A 16,619-nucleotide genomic window follows, 5' to 3' on the forward strand; every position below is an offset into this window, starting at 1 on the left:
ATTCGGAGACATGAACCGACGAGAGTTCCTCCGAGTGTCAGGGGCGACAGCCGGCGCTGGTCTCGTCGTCGGCGGCGTCGTACTGAATCGAGAGTCGCTCTCTGATCGGTACGGAGACAGACTTCGCGCAAGCCCACCGGGAGGAGCACACTGGGAACTCGCTTTCGAAGATACCTTCTCGGGTGACTCGTTAGACGCCTCGTCGTGGTCGATGGGCTGGGGCTGGGGACTCGAAACGTCCACGAGTCCAACCCGAATCGTTTCAGCGAACGTTCGAACGGAAGGCGGGTCACTCCGGCTCCGAGGGACACACGAACGAGGCGAGATACGATCCGGTGCCGTGAACACGCGGGACAAGGTGACGTTCGGACCGGGAAGTTATCTCGAAGCCAGAATCTCGTTTGCGGGGCGAATCGGCTTTCAAAACGCCTTCTGGGCGAAACCGAACACCGAACAATGGCCGCCGGAGGTCGACGTTGTGGAGATTTGGCAAGACGACACGGGGTGGGACGATAGGCACATCTCGAGACACAGCGTCCACTATTCGGGTTCGACGGAGGCGGGTGACCGCTCGACACATAGGAATCTCGGTGCGTCGTATACGCCAGGTGGGGACCTCACGCGGGAGTTTCATACGTACGGTGTCGAGTGGCAGGCCGAAGAGCTAGTTCACTACGTCGACGGGAAGGTCGTCCGAAAGTGGCTCGACGAAACACTACTGACCGCACTGTCCAACGGAGCACCGTTTTATCTCATGTTCTCACTCAATATCAACAATATCGGCACTGCCGACCGAGCAGAGAGATGGGGGGAAGAGATGGTGGTCGATTGGGTCCGACTCTGGGAAGACGCGTCTCTGTAGACGCGACACCTAAGGTTATGAATGAAAAACATCGAGACCTCACTTTCAACTTTCATTGTATTATTCTCCGGAATATTTTGGGAAAATTTGATATGTATAAACAATCAATACGAAGACGTATGGTTACTCCCCAAGAGTTACGCAAAGGTCTCAGAAGCCTTCCGGGGTTTGTAGACAAATATGGTCTCTCAGGCGGTTTGCGTCGGTGGTCTGGAATCGTGTACCACCGCTCGACAGGAGATATCACAGGGCGTAGCGTCTTCGAGGAGGACTGGGACGTCTGTATACTCTTGGACGCGTGCAGGGCAGACGAACTCAGACGTCACTCAGACGGCTACGATTGGATACAACGAGTCGACGACGTTCCCTCCGTAGCGTCGTGCACGTGGAACTGGCTCCCCAAAACCCTCGAACGAACGGGGAGAGACGTCCTTCACGAGACTGCGTACGTGTCAGCTAACCCCTTCACCGACGAATTCTGCAACGAAGACACGTTCGGTGAATTAGACGAAGTGTGGCGGTACGCGTGGGACGAACAGTGGGGTACAGTCCGGCCGAGGCCCGTCACTGACAGAGCGATACATCACGGGAGAAACGCCGAAACAGAACGACTCTTAGTTCACTACCTTCAGCCGCACGTTCCGTTCCTCACTGAAGACGCTGCAGCGCTCGACCGCGCGAATTTCAGTTTTAGGAACGAGAGTAATCCCGACGCGTGGGACCGGGTGACGAGCGGAGAGTTGTCGCGGCAGGTCGCTATCGACCGGTACAGAGAGACACTCCGGTTCGTCCTCACCGACGTAGACCTCCTCTTACAGAACGTAGACGCAGAGCGGGTCGTGATTACTGCCGACCACGGCGAGGCGTTTGGAGAGTGGGGCATCTACGGGCATCCGAATCAAATCGACCTTCCGTGTTTGACGCAGGTTCCGTGGGTGACGACGACAGGAACAGACGAGGGGACACACACACCCGCATCGTACGACACGCGACCAAGCGACGTCTCCCGCGAAGCACAACTCCGCGCTTTGGGGTATACCGAGTGACGGGAATCCGTCACGGAGTTCGAAGAACGGCCTGTTTGTCCCCCAACTCGTGCGCTCCGGCGAGGGCGCTGTACACGTCGAGATACTGCTGAGCCACGCTGTCCCACGAGAGCTGCTCACTCATCCGGACGCAGTTTTGCGACATCTCGGACCGGGCAGACTCGTCTCGAAGCACCGTCTCAAGAGCCGAAGCCAGCCTCGTGGGGTTCTCTGGAGGGACGACGAGACCACAACCTTCGTCTTCGACCTGTTCGGGAAACTCACTCGCTGTCGATGCTACGACGGGCTTCCCGAACGAGAACGCGGTCGAGAGAACACCGCTGTGGCCCTTCGTCCCACGCTGATCTCGGTACGGCATCACGACGACTGTGGCCCGCGCGAAGAACTCCTTGACTTCGTCATTGGGGATGAACCGACGGTGAACTTCGAAGTTATCGGGATATCGTTCAATGGTCTTGCGCACTCCGCTCGAAAGTTGCCCGTCCCCGGCGATAATCAGATTAACATCCGGAATCGCTTCGCGGAGTCTCTCGACTGCGTCGACGAGTACGTCAAGTCCTTTCGGGGGAACGATGTTCCCGAAGAAGAGAAGCGTGTTCTCCTCGGGTTCACGCTCGATATCGTCAACACCGCCGAAAACTGAGTACGCCCCGTGTGGGATAACGACGACGCCGTCCGCGTCGAATCCACGGCTTACGAGGACCTCTTTTTGTCGCTTCGTGTGGACGACAGTCCGGTCTTCATCGATATCTGGGACCGTGAGATTGAGTATCTCTTCGATGAGGACGGGAGGGCGTGCGAGGCTGAAGCGGTTCACTGGCACTTCGTGTCGAGTCGTCACGAACGGATAGTCGTCCACATCGTGCAGTTTGGCGAAAAACTTCACTTGTGGGAAAATTCCGGTACTGTCGTGAATGACGTCCGGGTTGTACTGCTCGATTTCTTTCACCGCGCTGTATGAGTACAGGCCTCTGAAGATGTTCAGTGGATTGATGTCTAACTTGTACAGCCCAGGCATCGAGATGCCGATCGGATCGAACGCGTTCACGAGTTCAATATCGTCGCGGAACAGATCGTCAGCCGAGGTTTCGGTCGGTTTGAACACCGTCACTTCGGCGGAATTCGCAACGCTGTTTGCGAGTTCGGCAGCGTAGTGGGGGAGCCCACCCGTGCTCTGTCCAACGATATAGAGTACGTGCATGGTTAGAGGCTGATGTCCTTCCGAATCGTGGGACCGATGAGTTTCGTCACCGGAATCGGGAGACGCTTCCAAGCTTCTTTTATCGGTTTGTAGGCCGATTTGTCTGGATGTGGAAGTTCGACCGGTCCGGTCGGGTAGTAGTGAAAATCGTCGTACTGAATCTTCTCTCCGCCGAAGCTCTTTTTGAACATGTACACGCCTGTTCCCTCTCTCGTTCGTCCAAGTTCGTAGGATTGGTACCCGTTTTCGTGTGCGTGCTCCATCGATTTCCACAGTAAGAAACTCCCACCCTGAAGATCTCGGTACTCGTAATCAGTGATGACCCCCCACTGTGAGACCGTTGACCCACAGCCGAGGTTCATGATACCGTTAATCGCTCGTCCGTCGTGTCGTACCAGTCCCAGATGGAGTGTCCCGTGATCTGTGAAGGTTTCCCAGACCTTTTTGAAGAAGTTGAAGGAGTGGGGTGGAGACCCGTGGCCTCTCACCGACTGGAGATACAACTCGTAGTACTCGCGTAATCCGTCGACTGAGTCACCGACGACGTACTCTAGATCGTTTTCCCGGGCCTGGTCGATTTGCCGTTGTCGACTCTCCTTGAGACCGTCCCACATCTCATCGTGGTTGACGCCCACCGGAACGTCGAAGGTGACGAACCGGTTTTCGTGTTCGAATCCCTCGAATTGCGCGTGGTCGACGGTCGTCCCACGGAGACTGACGAAATCAACTCTCGCGTCGTCCGCGATACGCTTCATCTGTCGGACGAGATGCGTGGTCGTTGACTCCGGTGCGTCGTCGGCCAAGATGACCGACCCACGTTCACCGTATGGAGGTGAGACGAGCTTCGAACCAAAGAGACGGCTTCGAATTTCGACGAGGGGAAGTGCGCCGACGATGTCACCCCTATCTCGGGCGGCGAGCCAGTGCGTGTCGTGTCCGTAATTCCGACTGGCTTCGCGCCACCCCCACAGTCCAAACGGGGAACCGTCGTTAGATTCGACGAAGTCGTTCCATTCGTGCCTGTCTGTACAGTCTGTCACCGTCAACTGCGTCTTTGTCTTGCTCGTACTCATCGTCAGTGGTGAGAGGGCCGTTTTGAGACCTCGTGACTGGTCCGGGACTGCGGTTCGTTGAACACGTCCAGCCCAAGTTCCGCACGGATCAATTCGCTCACTGGTCCGAACTCGAAGGTCGTGAGGAGCCGTTCAACTTTGTCTCCTAACCGCTCGATTCCCGTGAAACTCACGGCTCTCCTGTGGAGCCTCGGTTCCGAAACAGGGACCGATGGGTTGAATTCCCACGGGTGGAAGTACAGGTTTGCCGGAATACTCGCCTTGTTCAGCCGACCGATCGCCCACTCGAACAAACGAATTGGTGTAACCCGCGCGTAAAATCCCCCACCGATGGGGAGCCGTAACATCGTATTGGTCACAGCGAGGGGCGATTCTACAAGCGACTCTCTTTGGCTGCCACCTGTCGCACTCGAATCGAACGGCCGTCCGGGATGCACCCGGTAGGGTCTCAACGGTCCTCCGGGGACGCCGTACATCGGCGTCTTCACCGGGAACACGCTCGAATCGTATCGGTACTTGCTCCGTGCGAGGACTTCGAACCCCCATTGTGTTTGTCTTGTCAGCGAGAAGTTTGGGAGTCGAACCCCCATCGGGAACTCACCTGTCACTGATTCGATTGCAGTACCCGACTCAGCCAGTTCCCGCTCGAACTCGGTCGGCGAGAGGTCGAACAGTGGTCTGTGAGTCTGTCCGTGAGAGCCGATCTCGTGTCCTAACTCGTGGATTCGGTTGATGAGCCATGGGTACTCGTCGGCTACGTCTCCCACGACAAAGAAGGTCGCCGCGACGTCGTGTCTGTCAAGTAAATCGAGGACGATCTCCGTGGACTCTACGATACGGTCTATCGGATCTCTCACCTCGTCGACGAGGAGCGTCGCACTGTGCCAGTGCTCCAAGTCGAAGGAGATCGAGTTCTGTACACAGTCGTTACGCTTCTCGCTCACAGGTAAGACAGGGGTTGACGGTAGCGAATATTGTTATATATTTGATAATCTGATTATTGCTGAGTTAGAGCGTAATATCACTTGTACTGATATCTTCTATTCGTCTCTAGACACCCGGCAGACGCGGTTTTGGCATAACTTTCTGCCTGTGAACGTCCCGGACGATACCTGACGCCGGACGGAGGACTGCTCTACTTTCACCGATAATCAAATAACTGATTGACACTAACTATTAGGTGGCCTCCCGTCGAATACTATGTTGCTAGCATGACAGATACGACTGCGTCCACTAGTGGCACGCCTCTCTCGAAACTGGCCGACCGTCCCACCGTAAATAACGTCTTGATATTCGTGTCCGACGCGATGCGGTACGACTTCCTCCCGGACGAGGTACGAAAGTTGGGGGTGACGGCGAAGGCGATATCCGCGAGTACGTTCACGGCGTCTTCAATACCTTCGTTGACCACGGGCCTGTACCCGGCGACACATGGCGTCTGGATGTTCGACGACCGACTTCCGAAACGGCCGCCGTTGCTCGACGACGATGCATATGACGTCGGATTTGACACGGAGACAGTGTGGATAGAACTCGACGCGCCCGATAAACCACCACTCCAGATTAACCACGTGGATACCGAGCGGACAATCGAAGACCTCGAACCACCGTTCGTCAATTTCGTCCACGACGTCGGACCACACGCTCCATACGGGTTCGAAAACGGGGTATTCGACTCAACGAAGGAGTTCTTCCGAACGCACGAGAAGCGTCGTCCGCAGTTGGTGAGCCTCTACCGCCAAGACTGTCACAACTCTGCACAGCGATTCCTGCGGCTGTACGAACGACTATCTGAGGACGGACTCCTCGACGAAACGTTAGTCGTGTTCACGAGCGACCACGGTCAGTGTCTCGGCGAATGGATCAACGGTGGGCGCTTTGGCCACGGCCACCCCATGTCCCCGGAGAACGTGGAAGTTCCGATCGTCTTCGCGGGAGCGGGACTGCCCAAAGGCGAGACGTACGATCCACTTCTGAGCGGCGTCGACGTCGCTCCCACAGTCATCTCTGCGCAGCGCGGAGAACCTCCCGCAGACGTGGACGGTGTCGACCTCTGGCGGTCCACTCCACAACCGACCCGAAAAGTTCGTTCAGACGTCTGGCAGCACCTCGACGTCGACGTTGCGGGGAGAGCGGTCGAACTCTCCGTCTACGCCGCGACATCCGCGTGGAATCGGTCAGGCGGATACGTCTTCCACCGAAAGTCTTCGGTCCAACGACTCGGTGCGATCGGATACGACAATGTATTCCGGGGGTACTCCCCCGCGTGGCTCGGAAACCTGTCTCCGACGAAGGCGCTGAACATGCTCTCCATCGCCTTGACGAGCAGTATGACCTATGGAGCCCCGGATTTCTCCAGAGACGAAGCACAACGCGTCATCCCCTCGCATCTCGAACAGGCGACACACGAGGCGTCAGACGCCGGACTCAGCGACGAGCAGAAGACCCAACTGCGTGACCTCGGCTATCTACAGTGAGCCCCCTCGGGGTCGAGTCCTGATTCACCCGATTCGTCTATCTGCCAAATCGCTTCTCACCCTCCAACCGGGCAGGAAGTCTCCTCGTCAGCGATCGAACGGAGGATACTCTGTCGACGACGACCGACTGGATTCGAACAGCCGACCCATCGAGTGGAGAATGATCGCGGTGAAGCAAGCGAGCAACCCAGCGAGCACGAACAACGTCGAGGTGACGGCCATACCGAGTTGGAACTGACCTGTCGTCAGATAGTTAGAAATCGTGAAATACGCGATGAAGATTCCGACGGTCGAACCGAAGAACCCGGGAACACCAAGTGCAGTCAACGGGCGTTCGAGTTCGACGGTCTTCAGGATATTCGACACGAGAGACAGCCCGTGTGCGATAGGATGGTGGCTACTAGCGTTTTCGACGTCGTAGTCTATCGTGACTCCTACCTCTTCGAGCTGGTAATCGTTGTGGTGGGCGTGATACAAGATGTCAATACTCGCGTTCATCTGGTCGCCGATACCCGTGTCTAAGTTGATCGAGCGTATCGCCTGGTCGTTGTATGCGCGGAACCCGCTCTGTGTGTCGGCGACACGAGACTCTCGCCTCACGACGCCCATACTCAAGTTGGTCATGAGGTTGATCACTTTGAGACCGAACCGTCGATAGAACGGTGCGTTCGTCGACGCCCCCGCTACGAACCGACTCCCGATCACGAGGTCGGCGGCGGTCTCGTCCAGCTTACAGAGTAACTTCGGGACGTCGTTCGGGTCGTGCTGTCCGTCCCCATCGATAGTTACGAGTCTGTTCGCGTTCCGCCTGTCCGCTTCTTTGAACGCCGTGTTCAACGCGGCCCCGTAGCCACGGTTCGTTGCGTGTTCGATGACGGTCGCACCCGCATCACGTGCAGCGGTGGCCGTTTCGTCACCGCTTCCGTCGTCGACGACGAGGACCTCGTCGACATACGGTGCGACGCTTTGTACGACGGACGCTATCGTCGTCGCCTCGTTGTATGCCGGGATTGCGACCATAGCCGAGGACTCACTCGCCGGTTGTAACTGGTCGCCGTTCGTCCGCTCTCGCGGTCTCGCTGAGGAGCTCTCCGTTAGTTCGACAGAGCCGTCCGAGTCTCTCCGAATGGGCCGAGAAAGGACGTCGGTGTCATGCTTGTTCGATTCGTCCAGCGCGCCTGTCGTTGCGTTGGAGTCCACGAACACTTGTTCGATGGAATCGTTCAGGTGGAAGACGATGACGAGAGTCTGACCGTCGAGCGCGCTCGCGAACGTCTTGTACGGATTGACCCGTCCCGCCTCGATAACCGGGTCGACGATAGTTGCGCCCAGCTCGGAGACGACATCTAATTCGTCTTCGTCAACAGATCGCTGATACGTGACGAAGACGTCGAACCCGTTGTTTCGAGTGTGAACGACATCTCGTGGCAACGTGGGGATGTTTTCGTCGGTCGCGACAAATCCGATAGCGGGTTGCTCAGCATCTCGTTCGTGTGACTCGTTTTCTCGCTTCATCTCCCAACCACCCCCCGCCCTCGTATCAACTGCCAGTGGGGGCTCATATTTTCTCGTGTTCATCCTCATTCCAATCACTCATTGAGCCGTCTGCCCGACCGCTGTCTCTGGGTACAGCCTCGCTCATCAAGCTTCAGATCGGTATCTCCGGTTAACACGTCAACTCACGACATATTTAATCTATTGATCACTCCTATCTTATGGAATTTAATACTAGATGTGAGAAATTATGTCTGCTGGTAAGGTCACAATGTTCGATTTGTGCTTCGAAACCGAGGGTCAGGCGGCTGGTACGCAGTCATTCACTTTCCGTCCCACTACCGTGGGATCTTTGTTCGGTCGGTCGACGCGGAGTGTCGATATCTGGTACCCGAACTCCGATAATATGGTTGTAATCTCGCTTGCGTTGTCGTGCGCCTCCACGTAGACCAGTCGGCACCGTTGTCCGGTGAGTGACGATTTCAGCCCCATGAGTACGGACGGCGCAGTCCCCTGAACGTCGATTTTGACGACGTTCGGCTCGGGGATTCGACCGGCTCCGATGAGGCTGTCTCCAGCGATAGTTGTCGTCGGTATGGATGTGAGCGCCTCTCCGGTGGGATACCTCGTGTCGAGCGATCCGTGTTGCGCACCTGCATCGAGGGTGTCGTAGAGGTGAAACCTCTCTTCCGAAGTCCCGTCGGAGAGCGGTCGTTCGACGACGGTCGCGTCAATCGAGTTTTCGGTGAGGTTCCGTCGAAGCGATTCGGTGTTCGGTGGATACGGTTCGAATCCGACGACAGTCACGTCGGGGACGCTGGCCCCGACGAGGCAGGCATAGATACCCATGTTTGCGCCGACATCGTAAAAGACGTCGCCACCCTGTACGTTCGAGAGCACGTGTTCCAATACTTCGGCTTCGTCCCGGATTCTGTGCCGAAGATTGTTCCACTCGACGAACGTACGAGGGCGGAACGTGGCTGTCGCCTCTCCGCAGGAGAACTTGTGGGCCGGGCGAGTGCGTAGATACATCTCGACTGTCGTCTCAAAGAGTCTGTTACCGACGCTGTACGCTGGGGTACCCCACAGGAGGTCTCCGATTTTGGAGACGAAAGTCATCGGGGAAGACTATCGGCGGGAACGCGCAAATAGTTGAGGGTAGCACGCACTCGACGAGGAAGACACCCCAATTGCAGGCCAATTTACATTCTTGAGGGCCTCTTCGTTCAGCAAACACAGACTCTCAAGCACAAGGTGAATCATATTGATAAACAATCATGATGTGGTGAAAAGTAGCGGAGGAGAAGACAATCATGTGGAAGTCGATCATCGTCCCAGCGAATCAATCTGTGAGCGTCGTCGCGTCGCTTCGGGCACTCTCGCCCGAAGGGGTTCATACAGTCGTCGTTTCGGAAGACGAAACTGTTCCAGCGTTCGCATCGAAGTACGCAGACGAGACCGTCGTCGTTCCATCACCACACGAGGACGTCATCGCGTACAAAGATGCGCTCGTCTCGCTCTCGATGCGCCCCGACGTGGAAGCGATACTCCCAATCAGGGAGGAAGACGCCTACATCCTCTCACGGTACGTTGAAGATTTTAAACCACATGTCGAGATCGGGTGGCCGTCGTTCGATGCAGTCAGGGTCGCTCAGGACGGGTATCGATTAGCTACTGTTGCAGAAGACATCGGACTCCGCGTTCCGAAGACGGAACGCCTCACGGACGTGACAGACTGGGATCGAGAGCTCATCGTGAAACCTCGGTACGGAATCCTCACTCACGATTACGTAGACCATCTAGAAGCGACGGAGTGTGAAGGCAGGCAACGCCCCGAGTACATCCCGAGAGGCGTCTCGCCCGACGTCGACCAACTCATCGAAGACATGCTTGGCCACGTTCCCGTGGTGCAGGAGTGTCACTGGGGAGAGGAGTACTCGTTTCGGGCACTCTACGACCACGGCGAGCCAGTGAAGACGAGTCTTCGACGGCAACTTCGTGGAAAAACGTACGCTGGCGGGATGAGTGTGTTTCGGGAGATGACACGCGACCCAGAGGTCGAGGAGCTGGCCGAATCGTTGCTTACTCATCTGGAATGGAACGGACTCGCGTCAGTTCAGTTCATCAAGGAACGAGAGACCGGCGAGTTCTACCTTCTCGAAATCAATCCGCGAGTGTGGGCTTCCGTGAATCTTGATATCCGTGCCGGCGCTACCTACCCGTACGACTACTGGCTCACGAACCAGGGTCGGAAAGACGAAATCAGACCGGGGTACGAGGAAGGCGTCGCGACGCATCTACTCGTCGGCGAACTCCAGTATCTCAGGAGCGTCCTCGTCGACGACTTCCCAAACGTCGACAAGCCATCGATGAGAGAGGCGTTCGTCGAAGTCGCTTCGTCCGTCTACCAGCACCCCCACTTCGATTACATCTCGTTCGATGACCCCAAACCGTTCGCACGAGGTGTGCTCAACACCCTGTTCAGTGCATCGTGACGCAGTCACGCCCCGGCCGCAGGTCAGCATTCGAACCGTGTCGGTCGAAGAACGTCGTGCCCTGTAGCGGCAGGGTAACTATTCGTTCCCCACTCGCTAGCGACACTGTGCCATCATGGATATAGGACTATCGACGTTCAAGCTGTTCCTCTCAAAGACGGGACGTGCTCTACTGATGTTCGGTGGCATCATCTACTTCTCCCGAAATCTCGGGCAGACGCAATTGGGTATCTTTTTCCTGTTCTTTGCCGTCCAAGGATTGCTCTCGATTCCCGCCGATTTCGGCCTCCGTTCCGCACTCGAAAAACGGCTGAGTGAGGGAGAAGACCCAGTCCGGACATTGAGTTCTGCACTCGCTCTCAAACTGGTGTTGCTCACGGTGGTCTCACTCGGCGTCCTCGCGTTTCGAGGCCGAATCAACGACTATCTCGGGGGGGATCTCGCGGTGTTGTTGGTACTCGCCGTTTTCCTTCGGGAACTCTCGCTGCTGTACATTCATGCGGTACGAGGCAGACTTCGGGTCGGCCGTACCGCATCAATCGAGTTCGCTCGCCGTCTCACTTGGGTCGGGCTCGGTTCGCTTTTCGTTTCGCGTGGATATGGACCCGAGGGCATTGTCTACGGACTCTTAGCAGGCTCAGCCGTCGCGTTGGTTTGGGCGGTTCTCGCCTGCGACATCGACCTTGGTCGGCCGGCACTCCCACAGATGCGGTCGTTGTTCGATTTCTCGAAGTACGACGTCGTGAACTCCGTCGGGGGGAGCATTTACCAGTGGATGGACTCTGCCCTCATCGGGTTTTTCCTCGTCCAGAGTTACGTCAGTGCGTACGAGGTCGCTTGGCAGGTGACGCTACTCGTCCTCATGTTCAGCAAGTCGATCTCGTTGACTCTGTTCCCACAGATCAGCCAGTGGAATTCGGATTCGTCGGCGAAGCAGATAGAGTCGACCATCTCGACGGCCATCGGGTTCGCGGTGTTCTTTTCTATTCCCGCTGTGGTCGGGGCGATGATATACGGCTCCGACGTTCTCGAGTTCCTTTTCGGTCCTGAATACGTCATCGCATCGCTGGTCCTCGTTGTCTTGATGATAGAGAAGTTCTTCCAATCTATCAACGATATTGTCGGGGTTTCAGTCAGGGCAATCAACAAGCCGAACCTCGCCGCAAAAGCGACTATCGCCGCCGTCAGTGTCAATTTACTCCTGAGCCCGGTCCTCATCGTCACTATCGGATTCGTCGGTGCCGCGGTGGCGACGACCGTCTCGTGGGTCGTAAACGCACTACTTCAAACGCGCTATCTCGGACGATACGTCGATTTCTCGATTCCGTACCCGCTCATCGGATGGTTTACGCTCTCGTCAGTTGCGATGGGTGTTATCGTCTACGGCGTCAAGACGCATTTCCCGGTCGATACCGTGTTCTCGTTAGTGTTACAGGTACTGCTCGGGGGACTTCTCTACCTCGCCTTTTCTGTGTCGATTCCGGACGTCAGGAACCGTATCGTACTGCCCGCGGTTCGATTGCTAGTATCCCGTTACGTTTCGGACGAACGGCGTTCAGGTCGTGGACAGACGAGCGATAAGTAGCTGCGATTCAATTACTCGTCTCCCAAAACACCCGTTGTGGAGTGCCGTCTTTCCCGAAGAGGCGACCGGGGTGTGGACCATACCACCAGAAGAACAACATCGTCTTCCGTGATTTGATTCGTCGAATCGTCCTCGGGGAGACGACGTGTCTCGCCTCAAGAGTCGTCTCTCGTTCGTCGTAGAGACGGCGATAGATGTTCAAGAGCGAAGACGGCTGCCGAGTGAGTAGCAATCCATACACTGACCACAGAATCGCCGAGACCACTACATAGCGCATCGGGAGGTTACGAAGTGCGAGTTTGATTCGGTTCCCGACCAGCCGCTCCTGCGTTTCGAGGTCGGTACGTCGTGCTTCGGGCGACTTCTTGTGCCAGACGGCTACTTCGGGCGTAAAGAGGATATCGTAGCCACTTTCGTGGACCCGGAACGAGAGGTCCATCTCCTCGAACCCGTACACGAAATCCTCCGGGAAATCACCGACTCGGTCGATGACCGCGCTTCGAATCGCGTTTCCGACGCCGACGAAGTTCGTCGCGCGATACGGGACCGTCGGTGTCATGTCGAACCGCGGTGGGTCGGGCGTCTCGTGGGGGTTCACCTCGTCGGTCCGGTAGTCACGGCACTGGAAGGCCAATACACCGATCTCGGGATTCGAATCGAACAGACGGACGACGGTCTCCGTCGCATCGTTACTGGTCAATACCGCATCGTCGTCGATGGTCACGAGAATGTCGCCTGACGCGAGGTCGTATCCGATATTCCGCGCCTGTGGGACACCCATCCGGCCGGGGAACTCGTGATAGTGGACGGTCGGTTCGTCGAAGCGACCGCCGTCCTCAAACATGGTCGAGGTATCATCCGTCGAGTTACTGACTACGATTACCTCGATAGGGTCGTAGGTCTGGTTGAGGATGGACTCGATAGCCTCTTTCAGATCGTCTGGCCGGTTATACGTCGCCAGAACGTACGACACGAGTGGATCAGTGGACGGATCTGTCGATGCCACAATCATCTGATACAACATCGTATCTCAGTAAAAGCGTTTTGGGGGTGTTACGTTCCCTCCGGACTCTCCAAGGCGAATAGAACCCTCACCAGTCGTCGAATCATCCGTCTGATCGGCCCTCGACTCTCACGATAGTCACCTCCTCGTTCCGGAAGACGACCGTTCCCGCTTCGGTCACGTCCTCGGCATGCTCACGTGAGAGTGACGTAATCGGGAGACGATCGGACCCGGAAACGTCCCTGACGCTTCGTTCCCGAATGAACACGTACCCGCTTTGCAGTCGGCTCTGGTCGAACTCTGGGTGCCAAGGGCTCCGCAGTCGCTCGATTCGGACGTCGTAGTACGTCTCCGGGGTAGTCGAACGGAGCAGTTGGTAGCTCACCGAGTCAGTGTATATCGTGACTGTGCTGTCCGAAGGTGAAGCGGCACTCGGAGAGCGGTACGAACCGGAGCCAGTGAACCCGGCGTGTTCCTTGAGCCACGTGGCACCAGCGCGTTCGTCGTCAGTGAATACGTAATCGTTGGCGTTCGAGTCGAACGTGGCCGTGTCCGCGTTCCCGACCGCGGCATACGCGGCACCCGAGTTGAGGACGAACAACACGCCGAGAAGGACTGCGAGGAGCGACCATCTGGGATGGTGGTCTATAGGTTTCCCGAGGCGTTCGAGCGCCGTGACCGTCGCCGCGAACAGGGCCCGAAAGCCGAGGGCAACGAACGGTGCAAGGACGACTAACACCATCTGGTACGTCCTGTCGGCCCAGAGGTTCACGATGACGAAGAACGTCGACGCGAGGAAGACGAACATTGGTATCGAGAGGGCAGTGTAGTCGACGTACTCCGTGCGTTCACCGCGACGTAATCGACTCCCGTGAGTGGCGACCCGTGACAGCAACCCAATCCCCAGCAGTGCGGTCAGGACCAAGTAGACGAGGACGTTGAGCTGGTCGAGTACGGTCACCTGGCCACCGATGTAGTTCGCACCGGTTCCAACTGCCGTGCCAACGACGAGATTGGCGACCTGCTGTCCGATGACTAACGGCATCCGCAGAATCTGGTTCAGTAACTGCGGCGAAAACGTCGCGTACCAAGCGATGGCCAACCCGAGAAATGTGACGGGGTATACGACCGAGCTATCGTGTTCGAACTCGTCGACGATGCGACGAACCACACCAAGCATGAGATGTCCGGCGAGTAGCGACCCGCCAAGCACGAATGCCGTCCCGTAATGGGTGTGAATAACGCCGATACTCAGTAAGACGGCGACAGCTTTGTTGCCAACTGTCGATAGGCCGTGCTCGAACAAGAGCAGCAAAAGCAGTACGACGAACAACTCCGAGAGTAACTGCTTCCCCGGAGTGAGAGAGAAGGAGATGTGATAGAAGATGAAAAAGAGACTTCCGAGCATCGCCTCCCGGTTCCCAAAGATACTCCGTCCAACGTAGTAGATTCCGACGGGGACGAGTGAAAAGACAAACACGTATGCGAGCTTGAACACCGCCGCGACTGAGACGTCGGCGAGCGTCGAGATAGCAGCCGGGACTGCGGTCACCATCGGGAGCGTCATGATTCGACTCCCGACACCGGGCGACCAGACGTGAGTCACCTGTATATGCTGGGCGAGGAAGTACTGGAACTGGACGTCTGCGCCGATGACACCACCGGTGAGGAGGTTTCGATGGAGGAATGTCGCAAGTCCGATGAGGAAGATGGCCAGTGGGTACTGCGTCGGCGGGAGGAATCGAGTCGAGCTGACCACGACAGCAGCGGCGACGAGAACGACGAAGAGGAACATCAACGAGGCGTCCCCACCGTCGTTCATGAACCTCGCAGCCAGTACCGCAACGACTGGAACAGCTATCAGTCCCACAGTCAAACGAGTTGGCGCAACCCAGTCAAATCGTGTCTCTGGGGTTTCAACAACGTGTAAAAGCGCGGTTATCAGCAGCAACACGACGGTCAAGGAGAGAGCCAGCGGTTGCAACGAAAATGTGTCTTGGACGTTCAGTAGCGGTGTGAGTATGCCGACCGAAGTGACGAACAACGAAAGGAAGACGAGGCTCAACCCGACTGCGTAGAGTACGGCTTCTCCACCCCGAGTAATCCGGAGTCGAGCGAACTGCGTGAGTAATAGGCCGGGCAAGAAAAATAACAGGAGGAGTGTGCTTCCAACCCTGAGACCGGAGACGAATATCCCAGCCGAACCTAGTCCAAGAGTCAACCAAAACAGTGCGAGTAGCGTTACGATAGTAAACTGAATCGATACTGTCTGTGAGAGAGATGGGTGCGCTACCCTGTTCAATTTCGGAAACATGGTCGTGATTCGAGGCTATGATTCGAGATATCACCCAACCAATGTAAGTAATATGACCGTTATTCGATACTTTCGTCAGACGATGAATGACGGCTTGTCCTGACACTCGTCTGGACGAGTCACCGCCGACTCTGACTGAGAACCGAACCTCGGCGATAATCAAGAAGCGGACGAATGGATGTGACACTCCGTTTCACGACGAACATTAAAATGAGTTGAAAATCACACACGTTTGTAACTATAGCCGATGGAGAAGTGTTGTCGGTGGCACTGTCCTCACCGCTGTTTGATTAGGTAGTGTATACCGGAGGTATACACGGGCTTCGAACCCCGGTGGCCGGCAGGGACACGGCTGAGAGACTCGAAATTGGCCGCTTCGTTGGCGGTCAGTCTAATTACAAATGTAGTCTTGTAATGAAAGTCCGAATTAAGCCGGGAACTTTGATACTTAGTAGTGACATATTTCCGACAGTAGGTCGCCAAACCCGCCGACGGTGCGAAAATATCGCATTCGAAGTTGAATCTAATATGTATATTTTTGCATATTTATTTAAAAATGAAATATTTTGTAATATTAATTTAAATAGTGAGGACGTAAAGACCACTGACTAAGACACAAAGTAACCTTGAGTCGACATTGCAATGTGGGTAGTGTCATGGCAGACATTAGTGGGCAGACAGTTCTCGTCACAGGTGGTGCCGGATTCATCGGGAGCCACATCGTAGACGTACTGGCCGAGGACAACGAGGTCAGAGTCGTCGACGACCTCTCTTCGGGTTCTTCTTCTCGACTTCCCGACTCGGTAGAGCTGGTACAGGCCGATATTCGGGATTCTCGCGCAATCGCCGAAGCGACGTCCGACGTCGACCTCATCTTCCACCAAGCGGCGAAAGTGAGCGTGAGCAAGTCCGTCGACGACCCGTTCAGATACCATTCTGTGAACACGACTGCGACGCTCAGACTTCTCGAGTCGGCCCGGCGCGAAGACGCGCGAGTCGTTCTCGCGTCAAGCGCGGCAATCTATGGACGTCCCAGAACCGTCCCGGTCCGCGAAGACGAACCCAAAGG

At 56.3% G+C, this 16,619-nt stretch carries 13 protein-coding genes; 6 read left to right on the forward strand and 7 right to left on the reverse strand.

The features are described 5' to 3' along the window. Positions 1-10: 10 nt before the first annotated feature. Together ACFQI8_RS12695 and ACFQI8_RS12700 are read left to right on the forward strand one after the other, a co-directional pair. Positions 11-862, forward strand: coding sequence for a glycoside hydrolase family 16 protein (locus ACFQI8_RS12695; protein WP_390245300.1), 852 nt, complete (start codon positions 11-13; stop codon positions 860-862). A 218-nt stretch (positions 863-1,080) separates the two neighbouring features. Then, positions 1,081-1,908: an alkaline phosphatase family protein gene (locus ACFQI8_RS12700; protein WP_390245302.1), complete on the forward strand. Its 828-nt coding sequence runs from the start codon at positions 1,081-1,083 to the stop codon at positions 1,906-1,908. A 10-nt stretch (positions 1,909-1,918) separates the two neighbouring features. Here ACFQI8_RS12700 and ACFQI8_RS12705 read toward each other — a convergent pair whose 3' ends face one another. Genes ACFQI8_RS12705 through ACFQI8_RS12715 form a run of 3 tightly spaced genes read right to left on the reverse strand, consistent with a single transcriptional unit; the run spans position 1,919 to position 5,126 of the window. Next, on the reverse strand, positions 1,919-3,109 hold the full coding sequence (locus ACFQI8_RS12705) for a glycosyltransferase family 4 protein (RefSeq protein WP_390245304.1): 1,191 nt from the start codon (positions 3,107-3,109) through the stop codon (positions 1,919-1,921). 2 nt (positions 3,110-3,111) lie between these two features. After that, a complete protein-coding gene (locus ACFQI8_RS12710) occupies positions 3,112-4,182 on the reverse strand; it encodes a GNAT family N-acetyltransferase (RefSeq protein WP_390245306.1) in 1,071 nt (356 codons plus the stop codon). A gap of 2 nt (positions 4,183-4,184) precedes the next feature. Beyond that, entirely contained in the window at positions 4,185-5,126 is a 942-nt protein-coding gene (locus ACFQI8_RS12715; RefSeq protein ID WP_390245308.1) for a polysaccharide deacetylase family protein, read from the reverse strand. A 267-nt stretch (positions 5,127-5,393) separates the two neighbouring features. Between ACFQI8_RS12715 and ACFQI8_RS12720 the strand changes: the two genes are divergently transcribed. Then, positions 5,394-6,659, forward strand: a complete 1,266-nt coding sequence (locus tag ACFQI8_RS12720; RefSeq protein ID WP_390245310.1) for a sulfatase-like hydrolase/transferase — start codon at positions 5,394-5,396, stop codon at positions 6,657-6,659. A gap of 87 nt (positions 6,660-6,746) precedes the next feature. On the opposite strand, the gene ACFQI8_RS12725 is transcribed toward ACFQI8_RS12720, so the two are convergent. Together ACFQI8_RS12725 and ACFQI8_RS12730 are read right to left on the reverse strand one after the other, a co-directional pair. Beyond that, complete coding sequence (locus tag ACFQI8_RS12725) at positions 6,747-8,174, reverse strand: glycosyltransferase family 2 protein (RefSeq protein WP_390245312.1); 1,428 nt, start codon at positions 8,172-8,174, stop codon at positions 6,747-6,749. Positions 8,175-8,453: 279 nt separating this feature from the next. Further along, on the reverse strand, positions 8,454-9,272 hold the full coding sequence (locus tag ACFQI8_RS12730) for an FkbM family methyltransferase (protein ID WP_390245314.1): 819 nt from the start codon (positions 9,270-9,272) through the stop codon (positions 8,454-8,456). 194 nt (positions 9,273-9,466) lie between these two features. Here ACFQI8_RS12730 and ACFQI8_RS12735 point away from each other — a divergent pair, with 194 nt between their 5' ends. After that, entirely contained in the window at positions 9,467-10,648 is a 1,182-nt protein-coding gene (locus tag ACFQI8_RS12735; RefSeq protein WP_390245316.1) for a carboxylate--amine ligase, read from the forward strand. Positions 10,649-10,763: 115 nt separating this feature from the next. After that, positions 10,764-12,233, forward strand: a complete 1,470-nt coding sequence (locus ACFQI8_RS12740; RefSeq protein ID WP_390245318.1) for a flippase — start codon at positions 10,764-10,766, stop codon at positions 12,231-12,233. 7 nt (positions 12,234-12,240) lie between these two features. On the opposite strand, the gene ACFQI8_RS12745 is transcribed toward ACFQI8_RS12740, so the two are convergent. Both ACFQI8_RS12745 and ACFQI8_RS12750 read right to left on the reverse strand, forming a co-directional pair. After that, positions 12,241-13,257 carry a glycosyltransferase family 2 protein gene (locus ACFQI8_RS12745; protein WP_390245320.1) on the reverse strand — a complete coding sequence of 339 codons (1,017 nt, stop codon included), beginning with the start codon at positions 13,255-13,257 and terminating at the stop codon, positions 12,241-12,243. A gap of 82 nt (positions 13,258-13,339) precedes the next feature. Further along, a complete protein-coding gene (locus ACFQI8_RS12750) occupies positions 13,340-15,190 on the reverse strand; it encodes a DUF2206 domain-containing protein (RefSeq protein ID WP_390245336.1) in 1,851 nt (616 codons plus the stop codon). A 1,004-nt stretch (positions 15,191-16,194) separates the two neighbouring features. Between ACFQI8_RS12750 and ACFQI8_RS12755 the strand changes: the two genes are divergently transcribed. Then, positions 16,195-16,619, forward strand: a 425-nt coding sequence (locus ACFQI8_RS12755; protein ID WP_390245322.1) for an NAD-dependent epimerase/dehydratase family protein, incomplete at its 3' end; no start/stop codon positions are given.

This window comes from Haloferax chudinovii (genome assembly GCF_042663345.1).
GTDB classification, from domain to species: domain Archaea; phylum Halobacteriota; class Halobacteria; order Halobacteriales; family Haloferacaceae; genus Haloferax; species Haloferax chudinovii.

What these genes read in the sequence shown, in the direction of transcription:
- ACFQI8_RS12740 (WP_390245318.1), top strand. Translation starts at nt 10,764, where the DNA reads ATGGATATAGGACTATCGACGTTCAAGCTGTTCCTCTCAAAGACGGGA.
- ACFQI8_RS12705 (WP_390245304.1), bottom strand. Translation starts at nt 3,109, where the DNA reads ATGCACGTACTCTATATCGTTGGACAGAGCACGGGTGGGCTCCCCCAC.
- ACFQI8_RS12695 (WP_390245300.1), top strand. Translation starts at nt 11, where the DNA reads ATGAACCGACGAGAGTTCCTCCGAGTGTCAGGGGCGACAGCCGGCGCT.
- ACFQI8_RS12725 (WP_390245312.1), bottom strand. Translation starts at nt 8,174, where the DNA reads ATGAAGCGAGAAAACGAGTCACACGAACGAGATGCTGAGCAACCCGCT.
- ACFQI8_RS12745 (WP_390245320.1), bottom strand. Translation starts at nt 13,257, where the DNA reads ATGTTGTATCAGATGATTGTGGCATCGACAGATCCGTCCACTGATCCA.
- ACFQI8_RS12730 (WP_390245314.1), bottom strand. Translation starts at nt 9,272, where the DNA reads ATGACTTTCGTCTCCAAAATCGGAGACCTCCTGTGGGGTACCCCAGCG.
- ACFQI8_RS12710 (WP_390245306.1), bottom strand. Translation starts at nt 4,182, where the DNA reads ATGAGTACGAGCAAGACAAAGACGCAGTTGACGGTGACAGACTGTACA.
- ACFQI8_RS12720 (WP_390245310.1), top strand. Translation starts at nt 5,394, where the DNA reads ATGACAGATACGACTGCGTCCACTAGTGGCACGCCTCTCTCGAAACTG.
- ACFQI8_RS12735 (WP_390245316.1), top strand. Translation starts at nt 9,467, where the DNA reads ATGTGGAAGTCGATCATCGTCCCAGCGAATCAATCTGTGAGCGTCGTC.